Below are 15,036 nucleotides of genomic sequence, written 5' to 3' on the forward strand. Positions count from 1 at the left end.
CTACCGTGCAGATCAGAAGAGGCCGGCGAACAGGCTTGCCCAGTCGATGTTGCCCAACAGCAGCCAGAGGTTGTCGGCCTGGATGGCGTTGACGATCTCGTTGAAATCGTCCGGGCTGAACTGCAGCAGGGTGCTCCAGTCGGCCTCGGCGAGGCCCGGGTCCATGTTGCCGAGCAGGGCGCTGTGGGGGTCGTAGTCGATGCCGAACAGGCTGTTGAACGCGGCTTCGTTGTGCGCCAGCACCGTGTTGTTGAGGGTGAAGATCCAGTTCACGGCGTCACTGACTTCAGGGTTGTCACCGAACAGCTTTTCCGCGGCAGCCTCCTGGGCAGCGACCAGCGAGTTGTTCAGTTCTTGTTCGATTGCCACCACGCCGGCGTTGAACGTCTGCTGCAGCGCCGGCAGGCCGGTCATCAGCGCCCAGATGGCGGTGGAGGTGGTGGCCACCGCGCTGTTGACAGCCTGTTCGCTTCCGCCGACCGCACCACCGACCGACGGGGTCACGGCACCGAGGTCGACCACGGGCACGGCGCCCAGCACGGTCTGCGGATCCAGTCCCCCGCCTGCGCTGAGGATGGCGCTCAACTCATGCTCGAGGTCACCGGTGTTGAACTCCGAGCCGGTACCGAGGTCATCCTCGCCGCGGCTGTAGAGCACATCGCCCAGGTTGATCTGCTGTGGGTCGAAGTCGGCGGCGCTGACGCTACTAGGGCCGTAGTGGTTCTCGGCCACATCGATCCCCGCGCCCGGATCCACGTGCCCGGTGGGCAGTCCGGCCAGGGCGAAGTCGCGAATCTGCACGTCAGGCAGGGACGGGGTCGTCGGAGTCAGCACGGCGACCAACCCGCCGACGGCCAGGGCCGCAGCCGCTACGGTCGCGCACCGGTAAGCGAGGTGTTCCATCAACCATCCTCTCCAGGTGTCCGGCGCAAGCTGCTTAATAATAACCAAGCGTTATCTGTGCGCAAGACGCGGATCGGTTCGATTGCGGGCCGGACGACGGCTCGCTGGCACCCCTCATGATGAACCTCCCCGACTTGCGACCCTAGCCCTGTCGACCGGCCGCGCGGCCACTACGGAGCCGATCTCTCAGCAAACCGGAAGTATTTGCTTCGGCTAATCTTTGGCGACGGCCGTCAGGGCCGCTTCACCCAGATTCCGGCGTCACCGACGATGCCTACCGGCACCGCGCCGGACAGGCTGACGTTGGTCACGCTCGGGCCGACGGCCACGATCGTGGTGTCCTGCAGGATCGGCAACACCGTCGCCATGTTCCACAGCCGGGGTTCGACGGCCGTGATCACCTCACCGATGGGCTTGCTGCCGTCGAGTGCCGCATCGATCTCGTCCTGGATGCTGTGGTCGCAGACGCCGGTGATGTTCGACGGTGCCTGCACCAGCGCCCCCGAACCGGCCGGGCGCGGCGGAGCCTTCGACGTCGGCGTGGTCGGCGCGGCGACCGGTGGTGGTGGCGACTTCGGCGCCGGCGACGGGGACGGGGTGCCGGACGTCGGCACGGTGGTGGTCTCCAGCGCAATACAGCCGTATCGCGAAGCCAGCAGCGTGGCCAGGTCGCCGCCGGCCTGCTGCCAGCCGACGATGGCGTCGACCTGATGGGTTACCAGCGCCTCGCGGTAGAGCTTGACCGGGTCCAGCGGCAGCACGGTGGCCGCGATGCCCACGTTGCGCAGTTGGTCGGCGGCGGTGTTGGCCACGGCCACCGACGTCGGATCGTTGGCCGCCACGCCGATGACCAGTGTCAGCTGTTCGCCGCCCTTGCTGATTCGCCCCCGGGTGACTTCCGGCGGGTGCGCCACGGGGGGCTGGGCACCGGCGGGTGGAACCAGCGCGGACGGGGGCGCATCCTTCTCGACCCGGTAGCCGGCCGCCTGCAGCAGCGCGAGCGCCGCCGAGTCGGACATGGCCGGCGGCGCAGTCGGCACGTAACCGGGGTCGCTGGGCGTGCGGATCTGGGCCTGGGCCAGGGTGACGGTGTTGTCGCTGCCGGCACCCACGGTGGCCAACAGCCCGACGTCCAGCAGCCCCAGCAGCGCCCGGCGGACCCGCACGTCCGCCAGCTTGGGTTCGGCGGCCCGCAGCGTCAGCTGCATCACCCGCGGGGTCACGACGCGGGAGGTCTGCACTCCCGGGATCACCGACAGTTGGGCGAAGGCGGCCGAGCCGCCGTGCACCTGGGCCACCTGGGTGTCACCGTTGCGCATGGAGTCGGCCAGGGCGGCCGGCGACCCGGCCCGGCGGAACAGGACCAGATCCGGCTTGGCCGGTGGGCCCCAGTAGCGGTCGTTTCGGGCGAGCAGGATCGCGTCGCGCTGCGGGTCGATGTTCTCCACCCGGAACTGGCCGCCGGTGACCGGCAGCGCCCGGGCCAGTCCGGCCGGGAAGCCGCCGGGCACGTCCTTGACGATGTGCGCCGGCAGGATATTGGAGAACAGCTCCCGCCAGGCCGGATACGGCTTGGCAAAGGTGACCACCACCTGCTTGCCGCCGTCGACGGAGTGGACCCCGGTGATCAGGTCATAACCGGCCGGGTCGACGACGCCCGGCTGGCTGACCATCTGCTGCCACAGGTACCAGAAGTCGTCGGCGGCAATCGGTGCGTTGTCGGTCCAGGACGCCTCGGGCCGAATCCGGTAGGTGACGGTGAACGGCGCGTCATCGGTCACCTTGGCCGACACCAACAACGTCGGGTCCATCTCCCAGCGGGAGCCGGTGGGCGTGCCGGGATCCGGGATCGGCCGGAAGGCGCTGGGTAACACCAGTGCACTGATGGCCGCGGTGACCGGCGACAGATCGGAGCGCAGATGCGGGTTGAAGCCGGCACCGATCGAGTCGATGCCCATGATGATCTGGCTGATCCGTGGCGGCGGTGGCGCGGTGCTTTTCGGGGTCTCGGTGCTCTGCGGCGCCGGCGGCGGGTTGACCGTGCAGGCCTGCGTCGAGACCAGCAGCATCGCCGAGAGCAGGGCGCCCGCCGTCAGTTGAGCGCGGCGGACGGATTTCGGCACGGCCACCAGGGTATCCGGGCAGCCCACACCTACAGGTTCTTGGCTCGGGCGCGGCTGCGCGCCCGCAGCGTCGAGTCCAGCTCGACCTTGCGCACCCGCACCACCTCGGGGGTGACCTCGACGCACTCGTCGGCGGCGCAGAACTCCATCGCCTGCTCCAGGTCCAGCTCGATCGGCCGGGCCAACGTCTCCATCACGTCGGCGGTCGACGAGCGCATGTTGGTCAGCTTCTTCTCTTTGGTGACGTTGATGTCGAGGTCTTCGGCACGGGGATTGATCCCGACCACCATGCCCTGATAGGTGTCCTGCCCCGGCTCGACGAAGAACTGTCCGCGATCGGCCAGCTGGATCAGTGCGAAGGGCGTGATGGTGCCGGCCCGGTCGGAAACCAGCGAGCCGGTGTGCCGGGCGCGGATCTCACCGGCCCACGGCTGGTAGCCCTCGAAGACCGCGTTGGCGATGCCGGTGCCGCGGGTCTCGGTGAGAAAGTCGGTGCGCCAGCCGATCAGGCCGCGGCTGGGAATGATGAACTCCATCCGCACCCACCCGGTGGTGTGGTTGGCCATCTCGGTCATCCGGCCCTTGCGTGCCGCCGCCAGCTGGGTGATGGCGCCGACGTACTCCTCGGGGCAGTCGACGGTCAGGTGCTCGAACGGCTCGTGCACCTTGCCGTCGATCTTGCGGGTCACCACCTGCGGTTTGCCGACGGTCAGCTCGAAGCCTTCCCGGCGCATCTGCTCGACCAGGATGGCCAGCGCCAGTTCGCCACGGCCCTGCACCTCCCAGGCGTCGGGACGGCCGATGTCGACGACCCGGACCGAGACGTTGCCGATCAGCTCGGTGTCCAGGCGGGTCTTGACCATGCGCGCGGTCAGTTTGTGGCCGGAGACCTTGCCGGCCAGCGGGGAGGTGTTGGTGCCGATCGTCACCGAGATCGCTGGCTCGTCGACGGTGATGCGCGGCAGTGCGACCGGAGCAGCCGGATCGGCCAGGGTGTCACCGATCATGATGTCGCTGATGCCGGCGACGGCGACGATGTCACCGGCGCACGCCTCGTCGGTCGGGGTGCGTTCAACCCCCTCGGTGACCAGCAGCTCGGTGATCTTCGCCGTCGTGGTGACCGGCTCGCCGTCCACCTCGCGCATCCAGGCGACCTGCTGTCCTTTGCGGATGCGGCCGTTGTAGACCCGGATCAGCGCGAGCCGGCCCAGGAATGCCGAGGCGTCGAGGTTGGTGACCAGCGCCTGCAGCGGCGCGTCCGGGTCGCCCGACGGCGGCGGCACGTGCTCGAGCAGCACGTCGAACAGCGGGTCGAGGTTCTCGCCGTCGGGCACCTGGCCGTCGGCGGGCGCGGTGGTGCTGGCGACCCCGGCGCGCCCGGAGGCGTACAGCGTGGGAAGACCCAGCGCGTGCTCGGCCGCGGCTTGCGCCTCGTCGTCGAGGTCGCTGGCCACGTCCAGCAGCAGATCGTGGCTAGCGTCGACCACCTCGGCGATGCGTGCGTCGGGACGGTCGGTCTTGTTGACCACCAGGATCACCGGCAGGTGCGCGGCCAGCGCCTTGCGCAGCACGAACCGGGTCTGCGGCAGCGGCCCTTCGGACGCATCGACCAGCAGCAGTACCCCGTCGACCATGGACAGCCCGCGCTCCACCTCCCCGCCGAAGTCGGCGTGGCCCGGGGTGTCGATCACGTTGATGACGGTGACGGTTCCGTCGGCGTGGTGGCGGTGCACGGCCGTGTTCTTGGCAAGGATCGTGATGCCTTTTTCCCGCTCCAGGTCACCGGAGTCCATTACCCGCTCTTGCGCCTCGCCGCGTTCGGCCAGGGCGCCGGACTGGCGGAGCATGGCGTCGACCAGAGTCGTCTTACCGTGGTCTACGTGCGCGACGATGGCGACGTTACGAAAGTTCACCGGGCGATTCTGCCAGCGCACCCCGTCAATCGCGAAAACCGGAAGCCTAGAGCAATCAAGGTCACAGCCCCAGCGGGGACTCGGCGCTGAACCGTTCCAGCTCCTGCAGGTGCAGCTCGGTCAGCGATTGCAGGCGTTCCGCCGCCGCCTCGGTGAGCTGCAGCCGGATCACCCGCTGGTCTTCGCTGTCACGGACCCGGGTGACCAGGCCCGCCGCTTCGGCACGCTGAATCAATTCGCCGGCACTGTGGTGGCGCAGCAGCAGGTATTCCGCGACGTCACCGACCGTGGGCCCCCGCGAATCGCTGTGTCCGCGGACCGCCAGCAGCAGCTGGTGCTGCGCCGGGGTGAGCCCGGCGGCCTGCGCCTGGTCAGCGCTCCAGCGCTCGAAGCGCCGCAACCGGGTCCGGAACATCAGCAGCCGGGTGTACACGTCGTCAGGCAGGGCCACGCCGGTAACTTTATGCCGACGCTGCCGGCAGCGCGGCAATCAGCGCAGGCGTGCGGTGATCTGAATTTCGACCGCGGCACCCGGCGAGGCCAGTTCGGAGATCCCCACGGCGGTCCAGGCTGGATAGGGCGCCGACATGAAGGCATCCTTGACCGCGCAGAACTGCTCGATGTGCGCCGCGAGGCCGACGTGGTAGCTCGTCATCTCGGTCACGTCAGCAAAGCCGAGTCCCGCCTCCGCCAGCAGTTCGCGGAGGTTCTCAAAGGCCTGGGTGAATTGCTCCGTCAAGTCCTCCGAGACGGTCAGGTCGGGACGCAGGCCGATCATGCCCGAGCAACGCAGGTGTTCGCCGTCGATGACCGCCGGGCTGAAGTGATAGGTGTCGTGCATCGGTTGCATCCACGCCGGAACGATGGTGCGGGTCATCAGATCTCCTTCGGGGCTCAGCGCAGCTGGGCGAAGTACTCGGGGTGGTACGGGTCGCCCGGTGTCAGCGTCGGGTCGTTGAGTCCGCTGATGTCATGGCCGAAATCGGGCTTGGTGGACGGTAGCGGCCGGTAGAACAGCTTGTCGCCGAAGAACCGGAATACCAGCGTGTGGCGGTCGGGGCAGTCCGGTGTCACCGGGGCGCCGCCGTGCAGGATGCCGGAGTGAAAGACCAGCGCATCACCGGGTTCCAGGTCCCAGGAGATGACGTCCCAGGACGCGGGATCCTGCGCACGGTCGGCCTCGATGTCGGGCAGGCGGGGCCAGCTCCCATCACCCCACAGCGGTTTGGTGGGATCGGTCGGATCGGTGTAGGACGTGCCGTCGTACTGGGCGCCCAGATGAGAGCCGCGGACGAATTCCAGCGCGTTGCGTTTGGGGAGCTTCTCGAAGCTGATCCAGATATTGAGCAGATGCGGCCCGTTGGCCGGCATGTAGGACGTGTCCTGATGCCACGGTGAGCGACCGGCCTTGCCGCCCTTCTTCATGAACAGCTCCTCGCCCAGGAACCACACGTGCTCAGAACCCCACAGCGCCGCCGCGAAGTCGGCCAGGCCCAGCTCCTTGATCAGCATGAGGTACTGCTCGATGTTGTCCGGGTTGCCGTACTCGTTGAAGTGCTCATCAGCGGTGCCCGGGAAGACCCGTTTGGCCTGCGGGCTCGGGTGGGCGATCCCGTAGTCGTAGCCTTCCCGGACCCCGCGGAGCTGGTCTGTATCGAAAAGACCACGGGCGACGACGGCGCCGTCGGTGGCCAAATCCTGTTTGAGCTGCTCGGTTACCAGCATGACGCGTACCTCATAACAGTTGTGATGTCCGTAACGAGTGTTATGCTCGTTGACGCTCAGCAGGTTGTCAAGCCCCCCGGAGGAGTCGGATGCCCGCCAACGGAACCGCCTCGCGGCATTCGGCGCCGGTAGCCGACGACCGGCGGGCAGAGGTCGTCGACGCAGCCGTGCGGGTGATCGCCCGCGACGGGCTGTCCAGTGCGTCGCTGCGCTCGATCGCTCGCGAGATCGGCTACACCACCGGCGTGGTGATGCATCACTTCACCGGCAAGCAAGAGCTGCTGGTGGCGGCGGCCGATGCGGTGCTCGCCCCGTTCGAGGAGCTGCTCGCCCAAGCCTCGTCGATGGCCGACACCTTCGAGGGGCTGCGCCGGATGTGCGTGATCCCGTTACCGACGACCGAGGCCAAGCAGGTGATGCCGCGCTTTTACGCGCAGGTGCTCGCCGCCGCGGAGACCGAGCCCGCGTTTGCGGAGGCCTTCCAGGCCCGCTACAGCGCGATCCGCAGCGGCATCAAGTCCCTGCTCGCCAAGGGCCAGCAGAACGGCTCGTTGCGGGCCGACTTCGATCCCGCCGCGCAATGCGATGTCTTTTGCGCGCTGATCGACGGGCTGGCGCTGCACGCGGTCAGCGAACCCTCCCGGTTTCCGGCCGCCCGGCTCGAGGCACTCGTCACCGACGAGCTGAACAAGCTGCGGCCCTAGCAGCCGTCACAACCGCTTACTGCGCGCCCCCGGCACCGTTCTGCACCAACTGGTCCGGGCAGTACGACCGTGCGGCGATCCCGACGAACATGGTCCCGTGCTCGGTCGTCAGACCCGGGTTGCGGGCCTTGAGGCCGTCGAGCACCTCCGGGCTCGGCTTGCCCTCGGCGATGAACCCGCACACCATTCTCGCGGTGACGATGGCCTGATCGGCGCGGTTGTAGGTGATACCGGCCGCCTGCAGCGCAGCGAGGAAATCGCTGTCGGTGCTGGCCGGATCGGCCTGGGCGGGCCCGGCCAGGCCGATCGTCACGAGCGCGGCGGGCAGCGCCGCGAGGAGCCTCACCAGCCCCGCCGTTGCGGCCGAGAGCCCATCGGCTGATTCTTCTTCGCCACGTCGCGGCTGCGGTAGACGATGTAGGGCCGGAACAAATAGCCGATCGGCGCGCTGAACGCGTGCACCAGGCGGGTGAACGGCCAGAGCGCAAACAGGGTCAGGGCGATCAAAACGTGCACCTGGAAGTAGACCGGCGCCTGCAACATCAGGTCACCGCGGGGGTCGAGGGTGAAAATCGACCGGAACCAGACCGAGACCGTCTGCCGGTAGTCGTGCTCCTCCCCGTAGGCGGTGGTGCCCATCAGCGTGCAGCTCATACCGGCCACCAGTGCACACACCAGCACCGCGTACATCAACTTGTCGTTGACGCTGGTGGCCTTGAACACGTACCGCTCGGTGCGCCGGCGGTAGATCAGCAATCCGACCCCGATCAGGGTGGCGATACCGGCGGGAAGGCCCAGGATCAGCGCCTGCAAGTGATAGAGCCGGTCACTCATGCCCAGGGCTTCGGTCCAGGACTCCGGGACGAACAGGCCCATGATGTGGCCGGCGATCACCACGAAGCTGCCGAAGTGGAACATCGGGCTGCCGATCCGGAGCAGCTTGGACTCATACAGCTGCGACGAGCGGGTGGTCCAGCCGAACTTGTCGTATTTGTACCGCCACCAGGTGGCGACACCGGCGATGGCGAACACGAAGTAGGGCACGATGTCCCACCACAGCTCCGCGGGGCTGATGACGGTGACTTCGGTCATCGCGTCGGCACCTTCGGCATCCCCAGCGACACGGTCGCCGAGTAGGGCTGCAGCCCAACGGCTTCGGCCGGCGGACCGGACGCCATCAGCTCTCTCACGTTCCGCACCTCCTGATCGGTTGCCGCCGGTAGTGTCTCGCACACCGCGGCCAGCGTGTAGGCATATGGCGACTCTGCGTCGCTGAGGGACTTATGCAGGACGTCGATCGGCGTCCGATGGGCCAGCAGCAGCCGGCGCCCGGCCTCGGGGTCGACCGTCGCGGCGAACTCCAGCACCACCGGCAGGTGATCGGGCGCCTCCCCGGCGGGCGGCTCGGCGCCGGCGTCGCGGTAGGCGGTGGCGAAGGCTAGCATCTGCATTCCCCGGTTGCGGGTGTCCCCGCCGGTCCAGTAGGTGAGAAACATCGTCGAACGCCGCCGCATGTCGAAGGTTTCCACATAGTCGGCGGCCGCCGTCATCGGGTCCGCGGCGCGCAGCGCGGACACCGTGCGCCGCAACAGCTCTGCCGGCGCCGCATCGGCGTGGGCGAGCAGCGCTTCGACGGTGTCCAGCCGCTGCTGCAGCTGCTCGTCGGGGTAGGCCAGCAGCAGCGACGCCGCCTGCCACACCGCCCGGTCGCCCGGTCCGCCCGGTGGGCGCCGCCGGGAACGAAAGAATCGCTTCACTGGGGCTCCGGGAACATCTCAGGCACCGCCCGATCGCCGCCACCCCAGTTGAGCAGGTTGGTCCGGCCCCGCGGCCGCTGGGCGTGCCCGTTCTCGACCAGATGAAACGACGACTTCGCGACGTCATCGGAGCCGACGAATGGATCCTCTTCGTAACCATTGGGGCCACCGGTGATCGAGCAGCCCATGTGTTCGAGCTCGTGCGCCTTCTGGCTGTAGGCGGTCGGAATCACATAGCGCTCTTCGTATTTCGCGATGGCCAGCAACCGGTACATGGAGTACATCTCCTCCTCGGTCATGCCGACCGAGGCGGGGATGTGCGGCTGGGTCTCGCGGCCCAGGCTGATATCGCGCATGTAGGAGCGCATCGCCGCCAGCCGCCGCAGCACGTCTTCGATGACGGTCGTGTCGCCGGCGGTGAACAGTTCGGCGAGGTAGGCCATCGGGATGCGCAGCGCTTCCAGGGCGCCGAACAGGTTGCCGAGGTCTTCACCGTCGTGCCCGTCGCGGCTGACGGCGTCGACGACCGGGGACAGCGGCGGGACGTACCAGACCATCGGCATGGTGCGGTACTCCGGGTGCAGCGGCAACGCCACCTTGTAGGTGTTGATCAGCGCGTAGATCGGCGAGCGCTGCGCGGCCTCGATCCAGGTGTCGGAGATCCCCTCGGCGCGCGCACCGGCGATCACCTCGGGATCGGTCGGATCCAGGAACACCCCGCGCTGCGCCTCGTACAAGTCGGTGTCTTTTTCGACCGACGCCGCTTCGAGCACCTTGTCGGCGTCGTAGAGCACCAGCCCGATGTAGCGCAGCCGCCCGACACACGTCTCCGAGCAGACCGTCGGCAGGCCGACTTCGATTCGGGGATAACAGAAGTGGCACTTCTCGGCCTTGCCGGTCTTGTGGTTGAAGTACACCTTCTTGTACGGGCACCCCGACACGCACAGCCGCCAGCCACGACAGCGGTCCTGGTCGACCAGCACGATGCCGTCTTCTTCACGCTTGTAGATCGCCCCGGTCGGACACGACGCCACACACGACGGATTCAAGCAGTGCTCGCAGATCCGCGGCAGGTAGAACATGAAGGTTTCTTCGAGCGTCGCTTTGACCTCTTGATTGACCTGGCTGACCTTCGCCAGGATCGGGTCGTTGACCAGGTTCTCCGGCGCACCGGCGAGGTTGTCATCCCAGTTGGGTCCCCACTCGATCTTCATCGAATCGCCGGTGATCGAACTGCGCGGCGCGGCGACCGGGATGGTGTCGCCCAGCGGCGCCGAGGTGAGGTTGTCGTAGTCGTAGGTCCACGGTTCGTAGTAGTCCTTCAACCCGGGCAGGTTGGGGTTGGCGAAGATGTTCAGCAGCTTGTGGACGCGTCCGCCGGCCAGCAGCCGCAGCCGGCCCTTCTTGTCGAGCGTCCAGCCGCCCTTCCAGCGGCTCTGGTCTTCGTAGGTGCGCGGATACCCTCCGCCCGGGCGGGTTTCGACGTTGTTGAACCACACATACTCGGTGCCCTCGCGGTTGGTCCAGGCCTGCTTGCAGGTCACCGAGCAGGTGTGGCACCCGATACATTTGTCCAGGTTCATCACCATGGCCATCTGCGCCATTACTTTCATGTCAGTACCTCACGTCCTGGTTCCGGCGGCGGCGCACCACCGTCACCTCGTCGCGCTGGTTGCCCGTCGGCCCCAGGTAGTTGATCGCGAACGCGTGCTGGCCGTAGCCGCCGGCGAGATGGCTGGGCTTGACCCGGATGCGGGTCAGCGAGTTGTGGGTGCCTCCGCGCTTGTTGTTGGTCTCGGCCCGCGGGGTGTCGACCGTGCGCTCTTGGACGTGGTAGACGAACACCACCCCTTCGGGCATCCGCTGGCTCACGATCGCCCGGCCGACGAAAATGCCGTTGACGTTGACGGCCTCGATCCAATCGTTGTCCTTCACACCGATTTTCGCGGCGTCTCCGGGGCTCATCCACATGGTCGGCCCGCCCCGGGACAGCGACAGCATGTAGAGGTTGTCCTGGTAGGTGGAGTGGAACGACCACTTCGAGTGCGGGGTCAGGTACCGCACGGTGATGCCGATGCCGTCGCCGACCTCGCCGAGTTCGGGCGCGTCGAACAGCCGCGCCATGTCCAGCGGCGGGCGGTAGACCGGCATGTGCTCGCCGAGTTCCTCGATCCAGTCGTGCGCGGTGTAGAAGTGCATCCGGCCGGTCAGGGTGTGGAACGGCTTGAGGCACTCGATGTTGATGGTGAACGGCGCGTAGCGCCGCCCGCCGGTCTCACTGCCGGACCATTCCGGGCTGGTGACCACCGGCACCGGACGGGCCTGGGTGTCGGCGTAGGTGATCCGCTTCTCCTCGCTGCCCTCGGAGAGATGGGCCAGCCGCTGCCCGGTGCGCTTCTCCAGCTCGCGGAAGCCCTCGGTGGCGATCCGCCCGTTGGTGGTGCCCGACAACGCCAGCACGGTGTCGGCCATCCGCGTCGCGGTGGTCAGCGCCGGGCGGCCTGCGCCGGCGCCGGACTTCATCACCCCGAACCTGGCGGCCAGGTCCTCGACTTCTTCGTGCGGAAACACCGTGTAGCCCTTGGTGGTCAGCCCCAAGGTCTCCACCAGCGGGCCGAGCGACTGCCACTTGTCGTGGATCGCCGGGTAATCACGTTCCACCACCGTGACTTTGGGCATCGTCTTGCCTGGGACCGGCGTCTCGCCGGAGTTCAGCCAATCATGTTCGGTGCCCTCGGGATAGGCCATCGCGTCGGCGGTGTCGTGCAGCATCGCGGTGAGCACGACGTCGCTGCGGACGCCCAGGTGCTTTTTGGCGAGCCCGCTGAAGGTCCGGGCGATCGCGCCGAACGCGTCGTAGTCGCTGCGGGTCTCCCACGGCGGGTCGATCGCCGCGCTGAAGGAGTGCACATACGGGTGCATGTCGGTCGAGGACAGGTCGGCCTTCTCATACCAGGTCGCCGCGGGCAGCACGATGTCAGACATCAGCGTCGTCGAGGTCATCCGGAAGTCGATCGACATCAGCAGGTCGAGCTTGCCTTCGGGAATGTCGCTGTCCCAGCGCACCGTTTTGGGTTTGACCCCACCGGCCGGCGGCTCGCCGAGCACGCTGGCGTCGGTGCCCAGCAGATGCTTGAGGAAGTACTCCCCGCCCTTACCGGACGCGCCGATCAGGTTGGCCCGCCACACCGTGAGCACCCGCGGCCAGTTCACCGGATTGTCCGGGTCGGTCACCGACAGCTTCAGCTCCCCGGCAGCGAGTTTCTCGGCGACGTACTCCCCCGCGTCGCGCCCGGCTGCCTCGGCCTCGTCGGCCACCTCCAGGCTGGAGCGGTCGAATTGCGGGTAGAACGGGCTCCAGCCCATCGCGGTGGCCGACGCCAGGATATCCATGGTGTGCTTGCCGTCGAACCGTCCGCGGCCCAGCGGGGTGGTCAGCTTGTCCGCCCCGTAGCCGTCGTAGCGCCACTGGTCGGTGTGCGCATACCAGTAGGAGGTGCCCGGCACCTGCCGCGGTGGCCGCGACCAGTCGTTGCCGGCGGCCATGGTCTGCCACCCGGTCAGCGGGCGCACCTTCTCCTGGCCGACGTAGTGCGCCCAGCCGCCCCCGTTGCGCCCCATCGACCCGGTCAGCATCAGCAGCGCCAGCACCGCGCGGTAGGTGGCGTCGCCGTGGAACCACTGGCAGATCCCGCTGCCCATGATGATCATCGAGCGGCCACCGGATTCCTCTGCGTTGCGGGCGAATTCGCGCGCAATCCGGATCGCCTGGGCGGCCGAGACGCCGGTGATCGGCTCCTGCCAGGCCGGGGTGTTGACCTGGGTGCCGTCGTCGTATCCGGTGGGCCATTCGCCGGGCAGCCCGGGCCGCCCGACCGAGTAGTTGGCCAGCATCAGGTCGAACACCGTGCAGACCAGGTGCTCGCCGACCTGGCGCACCGGGACCCCGCGCTCGATGACGGTGCCGTGGCCGTCCACGGTGTCGAAACCGGGCAGCGACACCAGGGCGGTGCGCCGGTGCCCGTTGCGCTCCGCCAGTTCCAGCACGGTCAACGCCGGCCGGATGTCACCGAGATCGAGGTTCCATTTGCCCATGCCCTCGTCGCCCCAGCGGAAGCCCAACGAGCCGTGCGGCACCACAACGCTGTCGGTGTCTTCATCCAGCAGGGCCGGCTTGAAGGCGGCATTTTCGACCGTCTGACCGAGATCGGCGGCGGTCAGGTTCTTGCCCGGCACCAGCCGGCCGTCGCGCTGCTCCAGCTTGATCAGGAACGGCAGGTCGGTGTAGCGGCGCACGTAGTCGGTGAAGAACGGCACCTCCTGCTTGACGTAGCACTCGGTGAGGATGACGTGGCCCATCGCCATGGCCAGCGCACCGTCGGTGCCGGCCGCGCAGGGCATCCACTCGTCGGCGAATTTGGTGTTGTCGGCGTAGTCCGGGCTGACACTGACCACCTTGGTGCCGCGGTAGCGCACCTCGGCCATCCAGTGCGCGTCCGGTGTGCGGGTGATCGGGACGTTGGAGCCCCACATCATCAGGTACGCGGCGTCCCACCAGTCCCCGGACTCCGGGACGTCGGTCTGGTCACCGAACACCTGCGGAGATGCGACCGGCAGGTCGGCATACCAGTCGTAGAAGGAGGTCATCACCCCGCCGAGCATCTGGATGAACCGGGATCCGGCGGCGAACGACACCATCGACATCGCCGGAATCGGCGAGAAGCCGGCGATGCGGTCGGGCCCGTGGGCCTTGATGGTGTGCACATGCGCGGCCGCGATCATCTCGGTCGCCTCGGCCCAGCTCACCCGAACCAGCCCGCCCATGCCGCGGGCCTGCTGGTAGCGCCGGCGGCGTTCCGGGTCGGCCTGGATATCCGCCCAGGCCAGCACCGGGTCGCCCAGGCGCGCCTTGGCTTCCCGGAACATCTGCACGAGCGGTCCCCGGGCGTAGGGGTAGCGGATCCGGGTCGGCGAGTAGGAGTACCAGGAGAACGAGGCGCCGCGCGGGCAGCCGCGGGGCTCGTACTCGGGGCGGTCCGGACCCACCGAGGGATAGTCGGTCGCCTGGTTCTCCCAGGTGATGATTCCGTCCTTGACGAAGATCTTCCACGAGCACGACCCGGTGCAGTTCACCCCGTGGGTGGACCGGACCACCTTGTCGTGGCTCCAGCGGTCCCGGTAGAAGATGTCGGCCTGGCGGCCACCGCGGCGGGTGACGGTCCGCAGGTCCGCCGAAACCTCACCCGGCGTGAAGAACCGGCCGCTGCGTTCCAGCAGCTCCTCGAGCGGACCGCCGATCCGGGCCGCAGAGGGTGATGCGGGCGGCATTGCGCGTGTCATCGGGGTACTCCTTAGAGGGTCGCCGCACTCCGGCGGTTCAGGTAGCAGGCCGGGCGGCCGCAGCACACCGTCTCAGGCTCAAAATCCCAGCGTAGCGGGGTATATCGCCACGCGACTCAATTCATCGGCAGAATTTACAGAGCTGTTTCACTACAGTGCCCGAGCCAGCTCGGCCAGCCAAGCTCGATCGGCAGGTACCCAGTCAACGTCAAACAAGTCCACAGCGGTCACCCAGCGAAGGGCCTGGTGATCGTGCGGGCGAGGTTCGCCGCGCGCCAGGCTGACCCGGTAGGCGCGCAACGTCAGGCCGGAGTCGAGCACGACGTCGGCGCCGAGGCGCTCGCCCACCGTCATCGCCGCGGCGTCGAGGCCCAGCTCCTCGGCGAGCTCGCGGGCCAGCGCAGCCGGTTCGGTCTCGCCGGGCATGACCTTGCCGCCAGGCAGTTCCCAACGCCCGGCCAGCTCCGGCGGGCGGCGTCGCTGAGCGATGAGCACTGCCGGCCCGACGATCACGGCGCCGGCGACGACGATCTGGTTGGGCATGGCGTGTGAGGCTATACCGTCCTACCGT

At 67.9% G+C, this 15,036-nt stretch carries 13 protein-coding genes; 1 reads left to right on the forward strand and 12 read right to left on the reverse strand.

Annotated features, from left to right (window positions below):
* Positions 1-12 precede the first annotated feature (12 nt).
* From AC5Y4Q_RS12355 to AC5Y4Q_RS12380, 6 genes are all read right to left on the reverse strand, one after another.
* The gene (locus AC5Y4Q_RS12355) at positions 13-903 is read right to left on the reverse strand and encodes a hypothetical protein (protein ID WP_125224741.1); all 891 of its coding nucleotides are present in this window, start codon (positions 901-903) and stop codon (positions 13-15) included.
* 233 nt (positions 904-1,136) lie between these two features.
* Positions 1,137-3,032 (reverse strand): ABC transporter family substrate-binding protein, encoded by a 1,896-nt coding sequence (locus tag AC5Y4Q_RS12360; RefSeq protein ID WP_165604314.1) that lies wholly within the window; start codon positions 3,030-3,032, stop codon positions 1,137-1,139.
* A 23-nt stretch (positions 3,033-3,055) separates the two neighbouring features.
* Positions 3,056-4,939: a translational GTPase TypA gene (typA, locus tag AC5Y4Q_RS12365; RefSeq protein ID WP_064922451.1), complete on the reverse strand. Its 1,884-nt coding sequence runs from the start codon at positions 4,937-4,939 to the stop codon at positions 3,056-3,058.
* Between the two features lie 61 nt (positions 4,940-5,000).
* Positions 5,001-5,390: a MarR family winged helix-turn-helix transcriptional regulator gene (locus tag AC5Y4Q_RS12370; RefSeq protein ID WP_064922442.1), complete on the reverse strand. Its 390-nt coding sequence runs from the start codon at positions 5,388-5,390 to the stop codon at positions 5,001-5,003.
* 39 nt (positions 5,391-5,429) lie between these two features.
* Positions 5,430-5,816 (reverse strand): RidA family protein, encoded by a 387-nt coding sequence (locus AC5Y4Q_RS12375; protein WP_064922441.1) that lies wholly within the window; start codon positions 5,814-5,816, stop codon positions 5,430-5,432.
* 17 nt (positions 5,817-5,833) lie between these two features.
* A complete protein-coding gene (locus AC5Y4Q_RS12380) occupies positions 5,834-6,664 on the reverse strand; it encodes a phytanoyl-CoA dioxygenase family protein (RefSeq protein ID WP_125224740.1) in 831 nt (276 codons plus the stop codon).
* Positions 6,665-6,753: 89 nt separating this feature from the next.
* On the opposite strand from AC5Y4Q_RS12380, the gene AC5Y4Q_RS12385 reads away from it, so the two are divergent.
* Positions 6,754-7,368 (forward strand): TetR/AcrR family transcriptional regulator, encoded by a 615-nt coding sequence (locus AC5Y4Q_RS12385; protein WP_064922439.1) that lies wholly within the window; start codon positions 6,754-6,756, stop codon positions 7,366-7,368.
* 16 nt (positions 7,369-7,384) lie between these two features.
* Here AC5Y4Q_RS12385 and AC5Y4Q_RS12390 read toward each other — a convergent pair whose 3' ends face one another.
* From AC5Y4Q_RS12390 to AC5Y4Q_RS12415, 6 genes are all read right to left on the reverse strand, one after another.
* Positions 7,385-7,714: a DUF732 domain-containing protein gene (locus AC5Y4Q_RS12390; RefSeq protein ID WP_064922438.1), complete on the reverse strand. Its 330-nt coding sequence runs from the start codon at positions 7,712-7,714 to the stop codon at positions 7,385-7,387.
* Positions 7,711-8,460 (reverse strand): respiratory nitrate reductase subunit gamma, encoded by a 750-nt coding sequence (narI, locus tag AC5Y4Q_RS12395; protein WP_185746587.1) that lies wholly within the window; start codon positions 8,458-8,460, stop codon positions 7,711-7,713. The genes AC5Y4Q_RS12390 and narI overlap by 4 nt, the downstream gene beginning before the upstream one ends.
* Positions 8,457-9,125 carry a nitrate reductase molybdenum cofactor assembly chaperone gene (gene narJ / locus AC5Y4Q_RS12400; RefSeq protein ID WP_125224739.1) on the reverse strand — a complete coding sequence of 223 codons (669 nt, stop codon included), beginning with the start codon at positions 9,123-9,125 and terminating at the stop codon, positions 8,457-8,459. The genes narI and narJ overlap by 4 nt, the downstream gene beginning before the upstream one ends.
* Positions 9,122-10,738 carry a nitrate reductase subunit beta gene (gene narH, locus AC5Y4Q_RS12405; RefSeq protein WP_125224738.1) on the reverse strand — a complete coding sequence of 539 codons (1,617 nt, stop codon included), beginning with the start codon at positions 10,736-10,738 and terminating at the stop codon, positions 9,122-9,124. Before narH ends, narJ begins: the two co-directional genes overlap by 4 nt.
* Position 10,739: 1 nt before the next feature.
* On the reverse strand, positions 10,740-14,453 hold the full coding sequence (locus tag AC5Y4Q_RS12410) for a nitrate reductase subunit alpha (RefSeq protein WP_499959277.1): 3,714 nt from the start codon (positions 14,451-14,453) through the stop codon (positions 10,740-10,742).
* A gap of 162 nt (positions 14,454-14,615) precedes the next feature.
* A complete protein-coding gene (locus tag AC5Y4Q_RS12415; protein WP_064922434.1) occupies positions 14,616-15,008 on the reverse strand; it encodes a (deoxy)nucleoside triphosphate pyrophosphohydrolase in 393 nt (130 codons plus the stop codon).
* Positions 15,009-15,036: the final 28 nt, after the last annotated feature.

This window comes from Mycobacterium sp. NGS16, from assembly GCF_059813225.1.

Coding starts and splice junctions, on each gene's coding strand:
- AC5Y4Q_RS12355 (WP_125224741.1), bottom strand. CDS start 903: ATGGAACACCTCGCTTACCGGTGCGCGACCGTAGCGGCTGCGGCCCTG.
- AC5Y4Q_RS12375 (WP_064922441.1), bottom strand. CDS start 5,816: ATGACCCGCACCATCGTTCCGGCGTGGATGCAACCGATGCACGACACC.
- AC5Y4Q_RS12380 (WP_125224740.1), bottom strand. CDS start 6,664: ATGCTGGTAACCGAGCAGCTCAAACAGGATTTGGCCACCGACGGCGCC.
- AC5Y4Q_RS12385 (WP_064922439.1), top strand. CDS start 6,754: ATGCCCGCCAACGGAACCGCCTCGCGGCATTCGGCGCCGGTAGCCGAC.
- narI (WP_185746587.1), bottom strand. CDS start 8,460: ATGACCGAAGTCACCGTCATCAGCCCCGCGGAGCTGTGGTGGGACATC.
- narH (WP_125224738.1), bottom strand. CDS start 10,738: ATGAAAGTAATGGCGCAGATGGCCATGGTGATGAACCTGGACAAATGT.
- AC5Y4Q_RS12410 (WP_499959277.1), bottom strand. CDS start 14,453: ATGCCGCCCGCATCACCCTCTGCGGCCCGGATCGGCGGTCCGCTCGAG.
- AC5Y4Q_RS12415 (WP_064922434.1), bottom strand. CDS start 15,008: ATGCCCAACCAGATCGTCGTCGCCGGCGCCGTGATCGTCGGGCCGGCA.